The sequence below is a fragment of the Stenotrophomonas sp. NPDC077421 genome (genome assembly GCF_049545505.1).
In the GTDB taxonomy this organism is placed as follows: Bacteria; Pseudomonadota; Gammaproteobacteria; order Xanthomonadales; family Xanthomonadaceae; genus Stenotrophomonas; species Stenotrophomonas nematodicola.
On record NZ_JBMWDP010000041.1, the window covers coordinates 1 to 15,436 of the forward strand.

At 66.7% G+C, this 15,436-nt stretch carries 8 protein-coding genes and 1 pseudogene; 7 read left to right on the top strand and 2 right to left on the bottom strand.

The genetic code is table 11. From position 1 onward, the window contains the following. Positions 1-2,515: pseudogene (locus tag ACPEH1_RS17510) on the bottom strand (NAD-glutamate dehydrogenase domain-containing protein); the annotation flags it as partial. 299 nt (positions 2,516-2,814) lie between these two features. On the opposite strand from ACPEH1_RS17510, the gene ACPEH1_RS17515 reads away from it, so the two are divergent. From ACPEH1_RS17515 to ACPEH1_RS17525, 3 genes are read left to right on the top strand one after another with little or no spacing between them, the layout of a single operon-like run. Next, positions 2,815-3,519, top strand: a complete 705-nt coding sequence (locus tag ACPEH1_RS17515; RefSeq protein ID WP_423716129.1) for a TetR/AcrR family transcriptional regulator — start codon at positions 2,815-2,817, stop codon at positions 3,517-3,519. Beyond that, positions 3,519-4,784 (top strand): efflux RND transporter periplasmic adaptor subunit, encoded by a 1,266-nt coding sequence (locus tag ACPEH1_RS17520; protein WP_136003383.1) that lies wholly within the window; start codon positions 3,519-3,521, stop codon positions 4,782-4,784. The genes ACPEH1_RS17515 and ACPEH1_RS17520 overlap by 1 nt, the downstream gene beginning before the upstream one ends. A 15-nt stretch (positions 4,785-4,799) precedes the next feature. Next, complete coding sequence (locus tag ACPEH1_RS17525) at positions 4,800-7,973, top strand: multidrug efflux RND transporter permease subunit (RefSeq protein WP_017356735.1); 3,174 nt, start codon at positions 4,800-4,802, stop codon at positions 7,971-7,973. Between the two features lie 197 nt (positions 7,974-8,170). Here ACPEH1_RS17525 and ACPEH1_RS17530 read toward each other — a convergent pair whose 3' ends face one another. Beyond that, positions 8,171-9,319 carry an acyl-CoA dehydrogenase family protein gene (locus ACPEH1_RS17530; protein WP_017356734.1) on the bottom strand — a complete coding sequence of 383 codons (1,149 nt, stop codon included), beginning with the start codon at positions 9,317-9,319 and terminating at the stop codon, positions 8,171-8,173. Positions 9,320-9,468: 149 nt separating this feature from the next. Between ACPEH1_RS17530 and ACPEH1_RS17535 the strand changes: the two genes are divergently transcribed. Genes ACPEH1_RS17535 through ACPEH1_RS17550 form a run of 4 tightly spaced genes read left to right on the top strand, consistent with a single transcriptional unit; the run spans position 9,469 to position 15,426 of the window. Then, positions 9,469-10,398: an ArsR/SmtB family transcription factor gene (locus ACPEH1_RS17535; RefSeq protein WP_017356733.1), complete on the top strand. Its 930-nt coding sequence runs from the start codon at positions 9,469-9,471 to the stop codon at positions 10,396-10,398. A 9-nt stretch (positions 10,399-10,407) separates the two neighbouring features. Then, the gene (locus ACPEH1_RS17540; RefSeq protein ID WP_423716130.1) at positions 10,408-11,484 is read left to right on the top strand and encodes a homocysteine S-methyltransferase family protein; all 1,077 of its coding nucleotides are present in this window, start codon (positions 10,408-10,410) and stop codon (positions 11,482-11,484) included. Then, a complete protein-coding gene (gene metH, locus ACPEH1_RS17545; RefSeq protein WP_017356731.1) occupies positions 11,481-14,165 on the top strand; it encodes a methionine synthase in 2,685 nt (894 codons plus the stop codon). Before ACPEH1_RS17540 ends, metH begins: the two co-directional genes overlap by 4 nt. A gap of 58 nt (positions 14,166-14,223) precedes the next feature. Beyond that, positions 14,224-15,426, top strand: a complete 1,203-nt coding sequence (locus tag ACPEH1_RS17550; protein ID WP_423716131.1) for an MFS transporter — start codon at positions 14,224-14,226, stop codon at positions 15,424-15,426. Positions 15,427-15,436 lie beyond the last annotated feature (10 nt).

Sequence of the window (15,436 nt, forward strand, 5' to 3'; positions counted from 1 at the left end):
ACCAGCGCAGGCCGCCACGGGCAACCGCGCCGAAGCGCAGGTGGGTACCTTCCACGCGCGGGCCGTACACGAAGATCTCGCGGTACGGGCGCGGCTTGGGCAGGTCCGGCACCAGTGCCGAATCGAACTTGAAGCTGATGACGTGACCCGGACGGCCTTCGGCATCGGTCTGGTAGTAGCTGGTGCGCAGGGTCGCGTCGATCACGCCCATGAAGCTGCGCAGGATGCGGTCTTCATCCAGGCTGGACACGCGGTCCATCAGCTTGAGCAGCGCATCGCGCGCGGCATCCATCTGCACCTTGCGGTCGCCCTTGCGGGCGTCGACCACCGTCTTGAGCACCTTCAGGGTCGCCTCGTCGCCGCCGGCCAGCACGGTCAGGTGCGCGCGCAGCTGGGCCTGGCCCTCGGCGATTTCGTCCTTGCTCTCGTTGCCGGTGGCCGGATCGAAGCGGGCTTCGAACAGCTCTACCAGCAGGCGTGCCAGCAGCGGGTAACGGGTGAAGGTACCTTCCACGTAGGCCTGCGAGAACGGCACGCCGGTCTGCAGCAGGTACTTGCAGTAGCCACGCAGCATGGCGACCTGGCGCCAGTGCAGGCCGGCGGCGAGCACCAGGCGGTTGAAGCCGTCGTTCTCGGCATCGCCGTGCCAGACGCGGGCGAAGGTTTCACCGAAAGCGGCATCGACGCTAGATGCGTCGATCGCACCGGCCACCGATTCCACTTCGAAGTCCTGCACGTACACCGGGGCGTTGTCGACCGTCAGACGGTACGGACGCTCGGCGATCACGCGCAGGCCCATGTTCTCCATCATCGGCAGCGCATCGGACAGCGGAATGTCGTCCAGCTGGCGATACAGCTTCAGGCGCAGCCCGTCGCCGCCATCGCGCTGAACGGCCTGCAGGCTCAGGCGCAGGTCGTCCGGGCCGGTCAACGCGTCAAGCTGGCTGACGTCGTTGGCGGCGATCTCGGTGCTCGAGTCTTCGATGTAGCCGGCCGGCAGTGCCTTGCCGATGCGGGCGGCAATGCGCAGGCCTTCGCTTTCGCCGTGGCGCGCCACCAGCGCTTCGCGCAGGTCGTCCTGCCAGTTGCGCAGCACCTGGGCCAGCTTCTGCTCCAGCGCGCTGGTGTCCACTTCCAGGGTCTGGCCGGCCTTCGGACGCACGATCAGGTGCACCTGGGCCAGCGGCGACTCACCGAGGACCACCGAGCTGTCCACGTACTCGCCCTGCAGGGCGTCCTTGAGCATCGCCTCGATGCGCAGGCGCACGTCGGTGTTGAAGCGTTCGCGCGGCAGGTACACCAGCGCGGAGATGAAACGGCTGTACTTGTCGCGGCGCAGGAACAGGCGGCTGCGCACGCGCTCCTGGAGGCCCAGCACGCCCATCGCGGTGCGGAACAGTTCGTCCTCGCTGGACTGGAACAGTTCTTCGCGGGGCAGCGTCTCCAGGATGTGGCGCAGCGCCTTGCCGCTGTGGCTGGCCGGCGCCAGGCCGGACTGCGTCATCACATACTCATGGCGCTGGCGCACCAGCGGGATTTCCCACGGGCGGCGGTTGTAGGCGCTGGAGGTGAACAGGCCAAGGAAGCGCTGTTCGCCGATGATCTTGCCCTTGGCGTCGAATTCCAGCACGCCGATGTAATCCATGTAGCCGGAGCGATGCACGCGCGAACGGGCATTGGTCTTGGTCAGGATCAGCGCGTCCTTCAGCCCGGTGGTGGCGTTGAGGCCCTGCGCGGCCAGCGTCTTGACCGGACGGGCGGCGGATTTGTCCTTGCCGCGCATCAGGCCCAGGCCGGTATCGTTGAGCGGTGCGAGGACCTCTTCCTTGCCCTGCTTCTCGACGCGGTATTCGCGGTAGCCGAAGAAGGTGAAGTGGTTCTCGGCCGCCCAGCGCAGGAATTCCTGGGCTTCGGCGCGCGAGGCGGCGTCGACCGGCAGCTGGCGGGTACCCAGGTCGTCGGCCAGGGCCAGCGCCTTGGTGCGCATGGCATCCCAGTCGCGGACGATGGCACGCACCTCGTCCAGCGCCTTGATGATGGCCTGCTCGACATCGCTCATGGCGTCGGCCGGCTGGCGGTCGATCTCCAGCAGCATCACCGACTCGGCGGTGCCATCGCTGACCGCGGTGAGCTTGCCGGCCTTGTCGCGGGCGAAGCGGATCACCGGATGGCCCAGCACATGCACGCCGATGCCGTGCTCGGCCAGCGACATCGTCACCGTGTCGACCAGGAACGGCATGTCGTCATTGACGATCTGCAGCACGGTGTGCGCCGACTCCCAGCCATTGGCCTTCAGGGTCGGGTTGAACACGCGCACGTTGGCCTTGCCCGGCTTGCGGACGCGGGCGAACTCCAGCGTGTCCGCTGCCAGTGCGGCCCACTCCTCAGCGGTGTGGTGCGGGAACTCGTCCGCCTCCATGCGCTTGTAGAAGTCGGCGGCAAAAGCCACTGCCTCGGCCTGCCCGGCCGACGGGTAGCGCTTGCGCAAGGCCGTGTACACCGGCTCCAGCGAGAAGCCCACTGGCGAAACAGTCTGCGTATCGGCTGGTTTGGATTTGTTTTTCACGGTCTTGGCTGCTGGTTTTTGCGGTTTCATGGCAGAGCGGTGCGTGTTGCTCAGTTGGGAAAATGAAATTGTAGGCCTACCGCACAGAAATACCTTGCTGCAGGACGGAATAAGGCAATTCGGGTTGGGTGGCGTTTACATCGCGCCGGTCGATCCGCACGCGTACGGAGGCACGCGGCGGAGCGCCACGCAACGCAGCATCGGCCACATGTGTGGCAACTTGACGTGCGGCATCCAACCGCGCGCGAATGCAAGGCTTCTCCAATTCTGAACTGGACGGTATAGTCCACCGCGTGAATCCCCCACACCCCGCCGCCAGCCCCCTGGATGCGCGCGACCAGCGCGTGTTCGATGCCGTGCGCGACCTGTTCGCCACCCAGGGCATGCAGATCAGCATGGACGCGGTGGCCCAGCATGCGGGCTGCTCCAAGCAGACCCTCTACAGCCGCTATGGCAGCAAGCAGGAATTGTTGCGCCGGGTGATGCAACGGCATGTCAGCCGCGCCACCGCCGGGCTGCACAGCCTGGACCAGGGCGACCTGCGCGGCAGCCTGCTGCAGTTCGCCAGCGACTACCTGGAGCACACCCACCAGCCGCACGTGGCCCAGGCCCGCCGGCTGATCGCCGCCGAGTCGGCCCGGTTTCCGGAGGAGGCCGGGGCCCTGTATCGCGATGGTGCGGGGGCGCTGCACCTTCACGTGGCTGAATGGATACAGGCGCGCAGCGCCCTCGACCAGCTCAGGCATGACGACCCGCACTTCATGGCCGAACTGCTACTAAGCATGATCGCCGGCCTGGACGTCGAGAAGCAGCGTTTCCATACCCCCCACCGCGTCGACGCCGCCGAGCGCCGTCGCTGGGCAGAATTCTCCGTCGACAGCTTCCTGCGCGCGTTCGCCGTGCCGGAAACCGCCACGGCTCCGTATTCAAACCAACACCGGAGTTTCTCCTGATGATCGCCCCACTCCGCACCCTTGCCCTGACGTGCGCAGTCGCTGTCGCACTGACCGCCTGCAAGAAGCCAGAGCAGCAGATGCCCCCGCCGCCGGAAGTGGGCGTGATCGATGCCAAGCCGCAGACGCTGCCGCTGCAGCGTGAGCTGGTCGGCCGCCTGTCGCCGTACCGCAGCGCCGATGTCCGCGCCCGCGTGCCCGGCGTGCTGCTCAAGCGCGTCTACCAGGAAGGCGCCGACGTCAAGCAGGGCCAGGTGCTGTTCCTGATCGACCCGGCTCCGCTGCGCGCCTCGTTGAACGCCTCGCAGGCCGAGCTGGCCTCGGCGCAGGCTACTTACGCCAACGCCAAAGCCGCCGCCAACCGCGCCCGCTCGCTGGCCCCGCAGAAGTTCGTGTCGCGCTCGGACCTGGACTCGGCCGAAGCGGCCGAACGCACCGCCGCCGCCGCTGTACAGCAGGCCCAGGCCGCCCTGACCAGCGCGAAGATCAACCTCGGCTACGCCGAAGTGACCGCACCGATCAGCGGCCGCGCCGGCAAGCAGCAGGTCACAGAAGGCGCGCTGGTCGGCCAGGGCGACGTGACCCTGCTGACCACCGTGGACCAGCTCGACCCGCTCTATGTGAACTTCTCGATGAGCGTGGACGAGCTCACCCAGATGCGTGCGGCGCAGGCCAAGGGCCAGCTGGCCCTGAGCGGCGATGGCAAATCGACCGTGCAGGTCAAGCTCGCCGACGGCACCGTCTATGACCAGCCGGGCACGCTGGACTTCTCCTCGACCACCGTCGACCCGGCCACCGGCGCGGTGTCGCTGCGCGCGGTCCTGCCCAACCCGCAGCAGATTCTGCTGCCGGGCGCCTTCGTCAGCTTCCAGGCCACCCTGGGCGAGCGCAACAACGCGTTCCTGGTGCCGCTGCAGGCCCTGCAGCGCGATACCACCGGCGGCTACGTGCTGGTGGTGGGCAAGGACGGCAAGGTCGCCCGCAAGAACGTCAAGAGCGAAGGCCAGCAGGGCGGCAACTGGCTGGTCAGCGGCGGTCTGGAAGCCGGTGACAAGGTGATCGTTGCCGGCGTGCAGAAGGTCAAGGAAGGCGCGCCCGCCACGGCCAAGCCGTGGGATCCGGCCAGCGCCAACGCCAATGGCCAGGCCCCGGCCGCTGCCGGTGCCGCACCGGCGGCGGCCAAGCCCGATGCTGCCGCCCCGCCGGCCGATGCGCCCGCCGACAAGGCCGACGCGGCCCCTGCCGCCGAACCGAACAAGCAATAACGGGAACCGTCCGTCATGCCTAAATTTTTCATTGAACACCCGGTATTCGCCTGGGTGGTCGCGATCCTGATCTCGCTCTCGGGCGTGATCTCGATCCTCGGTCTGGGCGTGGAGTCCTACCCGAGCATCGCACCGCCCCAGGTGACGGTGAGCGCCACCTACCCCGGCGCCAGCGCCGACACCACCGAAAAATCGGTCACCCAGGTGATCGAGCAGCAGCTGACCGGTATCGACCACCTGCTGTATTTCAGCTCGTCCTCGGCCTCCAATGGCCGTGCCTCGATCACCCTGACCTTCGAGACCGGCACCGATCCGGACATCGCCCAGGTGCAGGTGCAGAACAAGGTGTCGCTGGCCACCCCGCGCCTGCCCACCGAAGTGACCCAGCAGGGCGTGGTGGTGGCCAAGGCCAACGCAGGCTTCCTGATGGTGGTCGCCCTGCAGTCGGACAGCGCCTCGATCGACCGTGACGCGCTCAACGACATCGTCGGTTCGCGTGTGCTCGACCAGATCTCGCGCATTCCCGGCGTCGGCAGCACCCAGCAGTTCGGTTCCGAGTACGCCATGAACATCTGGCTCAATCCGGAAAAGATGCAGGGCTATGGCCTGTCGGCCACCCAGGTGCTGGCCGCGATCAAGGACCAGAACGTGCAGTTCGCGGCTGGTTCGCTGGGCTCGGATCCGTCGCCGGAAGGCCACTACTTCACGGCCACCGTGTCGGCCGAAGGCCGCTTCAGCTCGCCCGACGAGTTCGAGAACATCATCCTGCGCGCCAATACCGACGGTTCGCGGGTGATGCTCAAGGACGTGGCCCGGATCGCCTTCGGCGCCAACAACTACGGCTTTGATACCCAGTACAACGGCAAGCCGACCGGTGCTTTCGCGATCCAGCTGCTGCCTGGCGCCAATGCCCTGAACGTGGCCAACGCGGTCACCGCCAAGATGGATGAGCTGTCCCCCAGCTTCCCGGCGGGCGTGAGCTGGTTCTCGCCGTACGACAGCACCACCTTCGTCAAGATCTCGATCGAGGAAGTGGTCAAGACCCTGATCGAAGCAGTGGCACTGGTGTTCCTGGTGATGCTGATCTTCCTGCAGAACTTCCGTGCCACGCTGATCCCGACCCTGGTCATTCCGGTGGCCCTGCTCGGCACCTTCCTGGGCATGAGCATCATCGGCTTCACCATCAACCAGCTGACCCTGTTTGCGATGGTGCTGGCGATCGGCATCGTGGTCGATGACGCCATCGTGGTCATCGAGAACGTCGAGCGCATCATGACCGAGGAGAAGCTGCCGCCCAAGGCCGCCACCCAGAAGGCCATGACCCAGATCACCGGCGCGGTGGTGGCCATCACCGTGGTGCTGGCGGCGGTGTTCATTCCCTCGGCCCTGCAGGGCGGTGCGGCCGGTGAGATCTACAAGCAGTTCGCGCTGACCATCGCCATCGCGATGGGCTTCTCCGCGTTCCTGGCGCTGGGCTTCACCCCGGCCCTGTGCGCGACCTTCCTCAAGCCGACCCACAGCGACAAGCCGAACATCGTCTACCGCACGTTCAACAAGTACTACGACCGGATCAGTGGCACCTACGTGGGCCACATCACCTCGGCGGTACGCCATGCGCCGCGCTGGATGATCCTGTTCGTGGTTCTGACCGTGCTGTGCGGCTTCCTGTTCACGCGCATGCCGGGCAGCTTCCTGCCCGAGGAAGACCAGGGCTACGCGCTGGCGATCGTGCAGCTGCCGCCGGGTTCGACCAAGGCCCAGACCAACCAGGCCTTCGCGCAGATGCGTGGCGTGCTCAAGGACCAGGAAGGGTTCGAGGGCATGCTGCAGGTGGCCGGTTTCAGCTTCGTCGGTTCCGGCGAAAACGTCGGCATGGGCTTCATCCGCCTCAAGCCGTGGGACGAGCGCAAGGTCACCGTGCCCGAGTTCATCCAGAACATGAACGGCGCCTTCTACGGCATCAAGGAGGCACAGATCTTCGTGGTCAACCTGCCCACCGTGCAGGGTCTGGGCCAGTTCGGCGGCTTTGACATGTGGCTGCAGGATCGCGGTGGTGCGGGCTATGAGCAGCTGACGCAGGCACGCAACATCCTGCTGGGCAAGGCGGCACAGGAGAGCGACCTGCTCACCGGCGTGCGTCCCAACGGCCTGGAAAACGCCCCGCAGCTGCAGTTGCACGTGGACCGCGTGCAGGCGCAGACGATGGGCCTGTCGGTGTCGGACGTGTACAGCACCATCCAGCTGATGCTGGCCCCGGTGTACGTCAACGACTTCTTCTACGAAGGCCGCATCAAGCGCGTGACCATGCAGGCCGACGGCCCGTATCGCACCGGTGCCGAGTCGCTCAACAGCTTCTACACGCCCAGCAGCCTGCAGACCAACGCAGACGGCACCCCGGCGATGATTCCGTTGAGCACCGTGGTGAAGTCCGAGTGGATGTCCGCTCCGCCGTCGCTGAGCCGCTACAACGGCTACTCGGCGGTGAACATCGTCGGTTCGCAGGCACCCGGACGCAGCTCGGGTGAGGCGATGCAGGCGATGGAACGGATCGTCAGCGACGACCTGCCGGCGGGCTTCGGCTACGACTGGTCGGGCATGAGCTACCAGGAAATCCTGGCCGGCAACGCGGCGACCCTGCTGCTGGTGCTGTCCATCGTGGTGGTGTTCCTGTGCCTGGCCGCGCTGTATGAGAGCTGGTCGATCCCGGTGGCGGTGCTGCTGGTGGTGCCGTTGGGCGTGCTCGGCGCGCTGGCGTTCTCGCTGGCCCGGGGCCTGCCCAACGATCTTTACTTCAAGATCGGCCTGATCACCGTGATCGGTCTGGCGGCCAAGAACGCCATCCTGATCGTGGAGTTCGCGGTGGAGCAGCGTGCAGCGGGCAAGACCCTGCGCGAGGCCACCATCGAGGCCTCGCGCCTGCGCTTCCGCCCGATCCTGATGACCTCCTTCGCCTTCATCCTGGGCGTGGTGCCGATGGCCATCTCCACCGGTGCAGGCGCCAACGCCCGCCACGCCATCGGTACCGGCGTGATCGGCGGCATGGTGTTTGCCACCTTCCTGGGCCTTCTGATGATCCCGGTGTTCTTCATCGTGGTCCGCCGGATGCTGGGCGACAAGCTGGACGAGCCCTCCAGGGAGTTCGTCGAGCGCCAGAGCGAAGCCAACGCGGCCCACCGTCCGGATCGTTGATCCGGTTGATGGAACGTTGAACTGAAAAGCCCCGGAGCGATCCGGGGCTTTTTCATGGGCGCTGGTCCGTGCAGTTGCGGCCAGCCTCGTAGAGCCGGGCTCTGCCCGGCCCTACGGGCTCCGTGATTCCCTGACGGTGCCGAAAACAACCGGGGCCCACGAAGGGCCCCGGGTGTGTGCTTCGAGTGAACCGCGGCTCAGCGCAGGCCGGTCTCGTTGCGGGCGATGACCAGGCGCTGGATCTCCGAGGTACCTTCGTAGATCTCGGTGATCTTGGCATCACGGAAGTAACGCTCCAGGGGCATTTCCTTGGAGTAGCCCATGCCGCCGTGGATCTGCACCGCCTGGTGGGTGATCCACATCGCCGCTTCCGAAGCGGTCAGCTTGGCGATGGCTGCTTCATTGCTGAAGCGCTTGCCCTGGCCCTTCACCCATGCCGCGCGCAGGGTCAGCAGCAGCGCTGCGTCCAGCTTGCACTTCATGTCGGCGATCTTGGCCTGGGTCATCTGGAACGTGCCGATGGCCGCGCCGAACGCCTTGCGGTCCCTTACGTACTCCAGCGTTGCCTCGTAGGCGGCGCGGGCAATGCCGATGGCCTGCGAGGCGATGCCGATGCGGCCGGCGTCGAGCACGCCCATCGCGATCTTGAAGCCTTCTCCTTCCTTGCCCACCACGTCATCGGCAGCGGCCACGTAATCCTGGAACTCGATCTCGCAGGTAGCCGACGCACGGATGCCGAGCTTCGGCTCGGTCTTGCCGCGGTGGAAGCCCGGCTTGTCGGTGTCGATCATGAACGCAGTGATGCCACGCGCGCCCTGGTCCGGGTCGGTCATGGCGAACAGCACGATGTACTTGGCCACCGGGCCGGAGGTGATCCAGCTCTTCTTGCCGTTGATGACGAAGGTGCCGTCGGCCTGTTTGACCGCGCGGCACCGCATCGCGGTGGCATCCGACCCGGACTGCGGCTCGGTCAGCGCGAACGCGCCGATGGCCTCGCCCTCGGCGATGGCGCGCACATAGGTCTGCTTCTGCGCTTCGCTGCCGTGGGTGAGGATGCCGTTGCAGAACAGCGAGTTGTTGACCGACATGATGGTCGAATGCGCGGCGTCACCGGCGGCGACCTCCACCATCGCCAGCACGTACGCGATCGGGTCCATGCCGGCGCCGCCGTATTCGGCGGGCACTTCGATGCCCATCAGGCCGTTCTCGCCGAGCAGGCGGATGTTCTCCAGCGGGAACTCGCCGGTCCGGTCGTGATGCTCCGCGCTGGGAGCGATTTTTTCCTGCGCGATGCGACGCGCGACGTCCTGCAGCATCAACTGCTCTTCAGTAAAGCTGAAATCCACAACACCCTCCCGGGAACATGGCGAAATGGGCTGCGGAATGCGCAGCCCAAGGTCGGGCGATTGTACCGAGCGACAGTGATTCCGGGCTGACTTGACCCCGCACAGGGCAAGGGACGAAAATATCTCTATATCGCGATAGGTAGATATTCATGGATCTCGAGGATTGGTCTGTCCGGCTGAAGGTGTTCGCCGACGCCACCCGCGTGCGCCTGCTGGCGCTGCTGGAACAGGAAGAACTGACCGTGGCCGAGCTGTCGGCCATCACCACGCTGGCGCAGCCACGCGTGTCCACCCACCTGGCGCGGCTCAAAGAAGCCGGGCTGGTGCGCGACCGGCGTTCCGGCGTGTCGGCGTATTACCGCTTCGACGACGCCGCCCTGGACCCGGCGCAGCGCGCATTGTGGCATGCCCTGAGCACCGGCAGCGACGATCCGCTGCTGCGTCAGGATGCTGAACGCGTGGCCAGCGTTCTGGCCAGCCGCGCCGCCGACCAGAACTGGGCCGACAGCGTGGCCGGTGACATGGAGCGCCACTATTCCCCCGGGCGTACCTGGGAGGCGCTGGCGCGCACCGCGCTGCCGCTGCTGGAAACCGGCGATGTGCTCGACATCGCCTCCGGCGACGGCGTGCTGGCCGAACTGGTGGCCCCGCACGCCAAGCGCTATGTCTGCATCGACACCAGTGCGCGCGTGGTGGCCGCGGCCAGCGAACGCCTGCGCCGGCTGGCCAACGTGGAGGTGCGCGAGGGCGACATGCACGCCCTGCCCTTCAAGGACCGCACGTTTGATCTGGTGGTGCTGATGCACGCGCTGACCTATGCCGCCAAACCGGCCCAGGCCGTGGCCGAGGGCGCGCGCGTCCTGCGCTCCGGCGGCCGCCTGCTGCTGTGCAGCCTGGCGCGGCATGAGCACCGGGCCGCAGTGGATGCCTACGGCCACGTCAACCTGGGTTTCAGCGACAAGGAACTGCGCAGATTCGTGGAGAAGGCCGGACTGGTCGTCTCCAGCCTGGAAACGGTGACCCGCGAGAAGCGCCCGCCGCATTTCGAAGTCATCTCGCTGATCGCCAGCAAACCCTGAGCCCCCTCGATGTCTTCCCTGCCCTGGCTGTATCCCGACCGTGTGCACGCGCTTGAACAGGCGCTGGCGCAGCGCATCCTGATCATCGATGGCGCAATGGGCACGATGATCCAGCGCCACGGGCTGGACGAAGACGACTACCGCGGCGAACGCTTCGCCGCAGGCTACGACCACCTGCACGGGGCCGGCTGCGCGCATGGCGAGGCGACGCCGCAGGGCCACGACCTGAAAGGCAACAACGACCTCCTGCTGCTGACCCGGCCCGAGGTCATCGCCGGTATCCACACCGCCTACCTGGAAGCCGGCGCCGACCTGGTCGAAACAAATACGTTCAACGCAACCGCGATCAGCCAGGCCGACTACCACCTGGAGCATCTGGTCTACGAACTCAACAAGGCCGGCGCGCAGGTCGCCCGCGCATGCTGCGACGCGGTGGCCGCCACCACGCCGGGCAAGCCGCGCTTCGTGATCGGCGTGCTCGGCCCGACCAGCCGCACCGCCTCGATCAGCCCGGACGTCAACGATCCCGGGTTCCGCAACACCAGCTTCGATGCCCTGCGCGAGACCTACCGCGACGCCATCGAGGGCCTCATCGACGGCGGCGCCGATACCCTCATGGTGGAGACGATCTTCGACACCCTCAACGCCAAGGCGGCGCTGTACGCGATCGAAGAAGTGTTCGATGCCCGCGGCGGGCGGCTGCCGATCATGATTTCGGGCACCATCACCGATGCCTCCGGGCGCACCCTGTCCGGGCAGACCGCCGAAGCCTTCTACGCCTCGGTGGCGCACAGCCGCCCGTTGTCGGTCGGCCTGAACTGCGCGCTCGGCGCCAGCGACATGCGCCCGCACGTGGAGACCCTTGCCACCGTGGCCGACTGCCTGATCAGCGCGCATCCCAACGCCGGGCTGCCCAATGCCTTCGGCGAGTACGACGAAACTCCCCAGGAAATGGCCACCACCCTGCGCGAGTTCGCCAGTGCCGGGCTGCTCAACCTCGTCGGCGGATGCTGCGGCACCTCGCCGGCGCACATCCGGGCGATCGCCGAGGCCGTGGCCGACCTGCCGCCGCGTGCACGCCCATGACCGCATCCCCCTGCACGCGCCTGTCCGGCCTGGAGCCGCTGGTCATCACCCCGGACCTGCTGTTCGTCAACATCGGCGAGCGCACCAACGTCACCGGCAGCGCGCAGTTCCGCAAGCTGGTCAAGGAAGAGCGCTACGAGGAAGCGGTGGACGTGGCGCGCCAGCAGGTCGCCAACGGCGCGCAGATCCTCGACGTCAACATGGACGAAGGCCTGATCGATTCCGAGAAGGCGATGACGCGCTATCTCAACCTGATCATGTCCGAGCCGGACATCGCCCGCATTCCGGTGATGGTCGACTCCTCCAAGTGGAGCGTGATCGAGGCCGGGCTGAAGTGCCTGCAGGGCAAGAGCGTGGTCAACTCGATCTCGCTCAAGGAAGGCCAGGCGCAGTTCGTGGAGCACGCGCGCAAGGTACTGCGCTACGGCGCCGCCGCCGTGGTGATGGCCTTCGACGAGGACGGCCAGGCCGATACCTGCGCGCGCAAGGTCGAGATCTGCACGCGCGCCTACCGCATCCTGGTGGATGAGGTCGGCTTCCCGCCGCAGGACATCATCTTCGATCCGAACATCTTCGCCGTCGCCACCGGCATCGAAGAGCACGACAACTATGCGGTCGACTTCATCGAAGCCACCCGCATCATCAAGCGCACGCTGCCGCACTGCCATGTGTCCGGCGGCGTGTCCAACGTGTCGTTCTCCTTCCGCGGCAACGAAACGGTCCGGCAGGCGATCCACTCGGTGTTCCTGTACCACGCGATCGCGGCGGGCATGGACATGGGCATCGTCAACGCCGGTGCCATGCCGATCTACGACGAGCTGGACCCGGAACTGCGCGAACGCGTCGAGGACGTGATCCTCAACCGCCGCCGCGATGGCACCGAACGCCTGCTGGAGATCGCCGAGCGCTACAAGGGCAGGAAGGGCGAGGTCAAGGGTGAAGACCTGGCCTGGCGCACCAAGCCGATCGATGCCCGCCTGGCGCACGCGCTGGTGCATGGTCTGGATGCGTGGGTGGAAGCCGATACCGAAGAAGCGCGGCTTCGCTCCAGCCGCCCCCTGGACGTGATCGAAGGGCCGCTGATGGACGGCATGAATGTGGTCGGCGACCTGTTCGGTGCCGGCAAGATGTTCCTGCCGCAGGTGGTCAAGTCCGCACGCGTGATGAAGAAGGCGGTGGCCTACCTGCTGCCTTTCATCGAGGCCGAGAAGGCGCGCAGTGGCGACACCGCCAGGAGCAACGGCAAGATCATCATGGCCACGGTCAAGGGAGATGTGCACGACATCGGCAAGAACATCGTCGGCGTGGTCCTGGCCTGCAACAATTTCGAGGTGATCGACCTGGGCGTGATGGTGCCCGCGCAGAAGATCCTCGACGCCGCCCGCGCCGAGAACGCCGACATCATCGGGCTGTCCGGGCTGATCACCCCTTCGCTGGAAGAGATGAGCCACGTGGCGCGCGAAATGGAGCGACAGGGCTTCACCCTGCCGCTGATGATCGGTGGCGCCACAACCTCGCGCGCGCACACCGCACTGAAGATCGACCCGCACTACAACGCGCCCACGGTGTGGGTGAAGGATGCCTCGCGCGCGGTCGGCGTGGCCCAGTCGCTGATCTCCAGCGAACTGCGCGACGCCTTCGTGGCCGCCAACGAGGCCGACTACGCCGACATCCGCCAGCGCCATCGCAACCGCGGCGACGCCAAGCGGCTGGTGACCCTGGCCAAGGCGCGTGCGCAGCGCTTCGACGGCGGCTGGGCGACCTACGTGCCGCCTGCCCCGCGCCGGCCCGGCCTGCACGTGCTCGACGACTACCCGCTCGCCGACCTGGTCGAGGTGATCGACTGGACGCCGTTCTTCCAGGCCTGGGAACTGGCGGGCAAGTTCCCGGCGATCCTCACCGACGAGATCGTCGGCACCCAGGCCAGCGAGCTCTACCGCGATGCCCGCGCGATGCTGGACCGCATCGTCGGCGAGAAGTGGCTGACCGCCAAGGCCGTGTTCGGGCTTTGGCCGGCCAACAGCGTCGGCGACGACGTGCACCTGACCACCGACGACGGACCGGCGGTGCTGCACTTCCTGCGCCAGCAGGTGGACAAGCCGGTGGAACGGCCGGACTTCTGCCTGGCCGATTTCATCGCGCCGGCCGACAGCGGCAGACAGGATTGGATCGGCGCGTTCGCCGTCACCGCCGGGATCGGCATCGACCCGCACGTGGCCCGTTTCGAGGCCGACCACGACGATTACAACGCGATCCTGCTCAAGGCGCTGGCCGACCGTCTCGCCGAGGCGCTGGCCGAGCGCCTGCACCAGCACGTGCGCACCGACTACTGGGGCTACCAACCGGAAGAGCAGCTGGACAACGAGGCGTTGATCGCCGAGAAGTACAGCGGCATCCGCCCCGCCCCCGGCTACCCGGCCTGCCCCGAGCACAGCGAAAAGGCCACGCTGTTCCGGCTGCTGGACGCCGGGCGACACGCCGACATGCAGCTCACCGAGAGCTTCGCCATGCTGCCGACCGCGGCGGTGTCGGGCTACTACTTCAGCCATCCGCAGAGCCAGTACTTCGTGGTCGGGCGGGTGAGCCGCGAACAGGTGGTCGACTACGCCAGGCGCAAAGGCGTGGACCGCGCGCAGGCCGAGCGCTGGCTGGCTTCGAATCTGGACTACGATCCGGAGTGAGCACCGCCACGTCGACGATGCAGCTGTCCAACAGACGGCTCTACCCCGGTTCATCAGCATGACGCTCTCCCCCCGCGACCCCGTCCCGGTCACCCGACTGTCCAGCTTCTATCTCTTCTACTACGCCGCCCTGGGTGCGTTCACCCCGTACTGGTCGCTGTTCCTGACCGCGCGCGGGATGAGCGTGACGGCGATCAGCGTGATGATGGGCATCTGGTATGCCACGCGCATCGTGGCGCCCACGACCTGGACCTCGATCGCCGCGGCGTCATCCCGCCCGATCCGCTGGCTGCGGGTGGGAACCGTGCTGACCCTGATCACCTTCTGCGCGTTCCTGCTGCCCTTGCCTGAGCCGTGGATGTATCCGGCGATGGTGGTGTTCTGCTTCTTCTACAACGCCGTGATGCCACAGTTCGAGTCGATCACGCTCACCCACCTCGGCAATGACAGCCACCGCTACGGGCTGATCCGGGTCTGGGGTTCGCTCGGATTCATCGCCGTGGTGATGGGATTTGGCTGGCTGATCGACGGCAACGGTGGCCCCGGCCATGCGCACCTGCTGCCGTGGATGATGCTGCCGCTGTTCGCGCTGCTGGTGGTGTCGGCGTTCGCCAACGACTACGCGCGCGATCTCCATCGGGCCCACGGTGATGCCAGCGGCTTCTGGCAGATCGTGCGCAAGCCACAGGTACTGGCGTTCTTTGTGGCCGCCTTCATGGAACAGCTGTCGTTCGGCCCGTACTACACGTTCTTCTCGGTCTACATGGACCACCACGGCTACGCGACCTCGACGCTGGGGCTGCTGTGGACGGTCGGGGTGGTGTTCGAGGTGGGCGTGTTCTTCACCATCGGCCGCTTTTTCCGCCGCTTCGACGCGAGCTGGATGCTGCTGATCGCGTTGGTGAGCTCCACGCTGCGCTGGGCGGCGACCGCACTGTACGCGGAAAATCTGCCGGTGATGCTGGTGGCGCAGAGCGCGCACGCGCTTGGATTCGCTGCGTTCTTCGCCGCGGCGATGCAGATGCTGGCAACGTACTTCCCCGGCCGGCTCAACGGCCACGGCCAGGGCCTGCTGTATGGCTTTTCGTCGGGTGTGGGCGGCGTGCTGGGCGCACTGATCGCCGGTCAGCTGTGGACCATCGACCAGGGGCGTACCGCGTTCCTGGCGGGCAGCGGCTTCGCCCTGGCGGGCGCACTGCTGTGCTTCTTCGCGATCAGCCTGCCGCTGCTGCGCGCCGCGCGCCGGCGCCACGCCTCATGAGGGCGGCAGC

Excerpts from the sequence above, each read along its gene's own strand:
- ACPEH1_RS17515 (WP_423716129.1), top strand. The coding sequence starts at position 2,815 with ATGCAAGGCTTCTCCAATTCTGAACTGGACGGTATAGTCCACCGCGTG.
- ACPEH1_RS17520 (WP_136003383.1), top strand. The coding sequence starts at position 3,519 with ATGATCGCCCCACTCCGCACCCTTGCCCTGACGTGCGCAGTCGCTGTC.
- ACPEH1_RS17525 (WP_017356735.1), top strand. The coding sequence starts at position 4,800 with ATGCCTAAATTTTTCATTGAACACCCGGTATTCGCCTGGGTGGTCGCG.
- ACPEH1_RS17535 (WP_017356733.1), top strand. The coding sequence starts at position 9,469 with ATGGATCTCGAGGATTGGTCTGTCCGGCTGAAGGTGTTCGCCGACGCC.
- ACPEH1_RS17540 (WP_423716130.1), top strand. The coding sequence starts at position 10,408 with ATGTCTTCCCTGCCCTGGCTGTATCCCGACCGTGTGCACGCGCTTGAA.
- metH (WP_017356731.1), top strand. The coding sequence starts at position 11,481 with ATGACCGCATCCCCCTGCACGCGCCTGTCCGGCCTGGAGCCGCTGGTC.
- ACPEH1_RS17550 (WP_423716131.1), top strand. The coding sequence starts at position 14,224 with ATGACGCTCTCCCCCCGCGACCCCGTCCCGGTCACCCGACTGTCCAGC.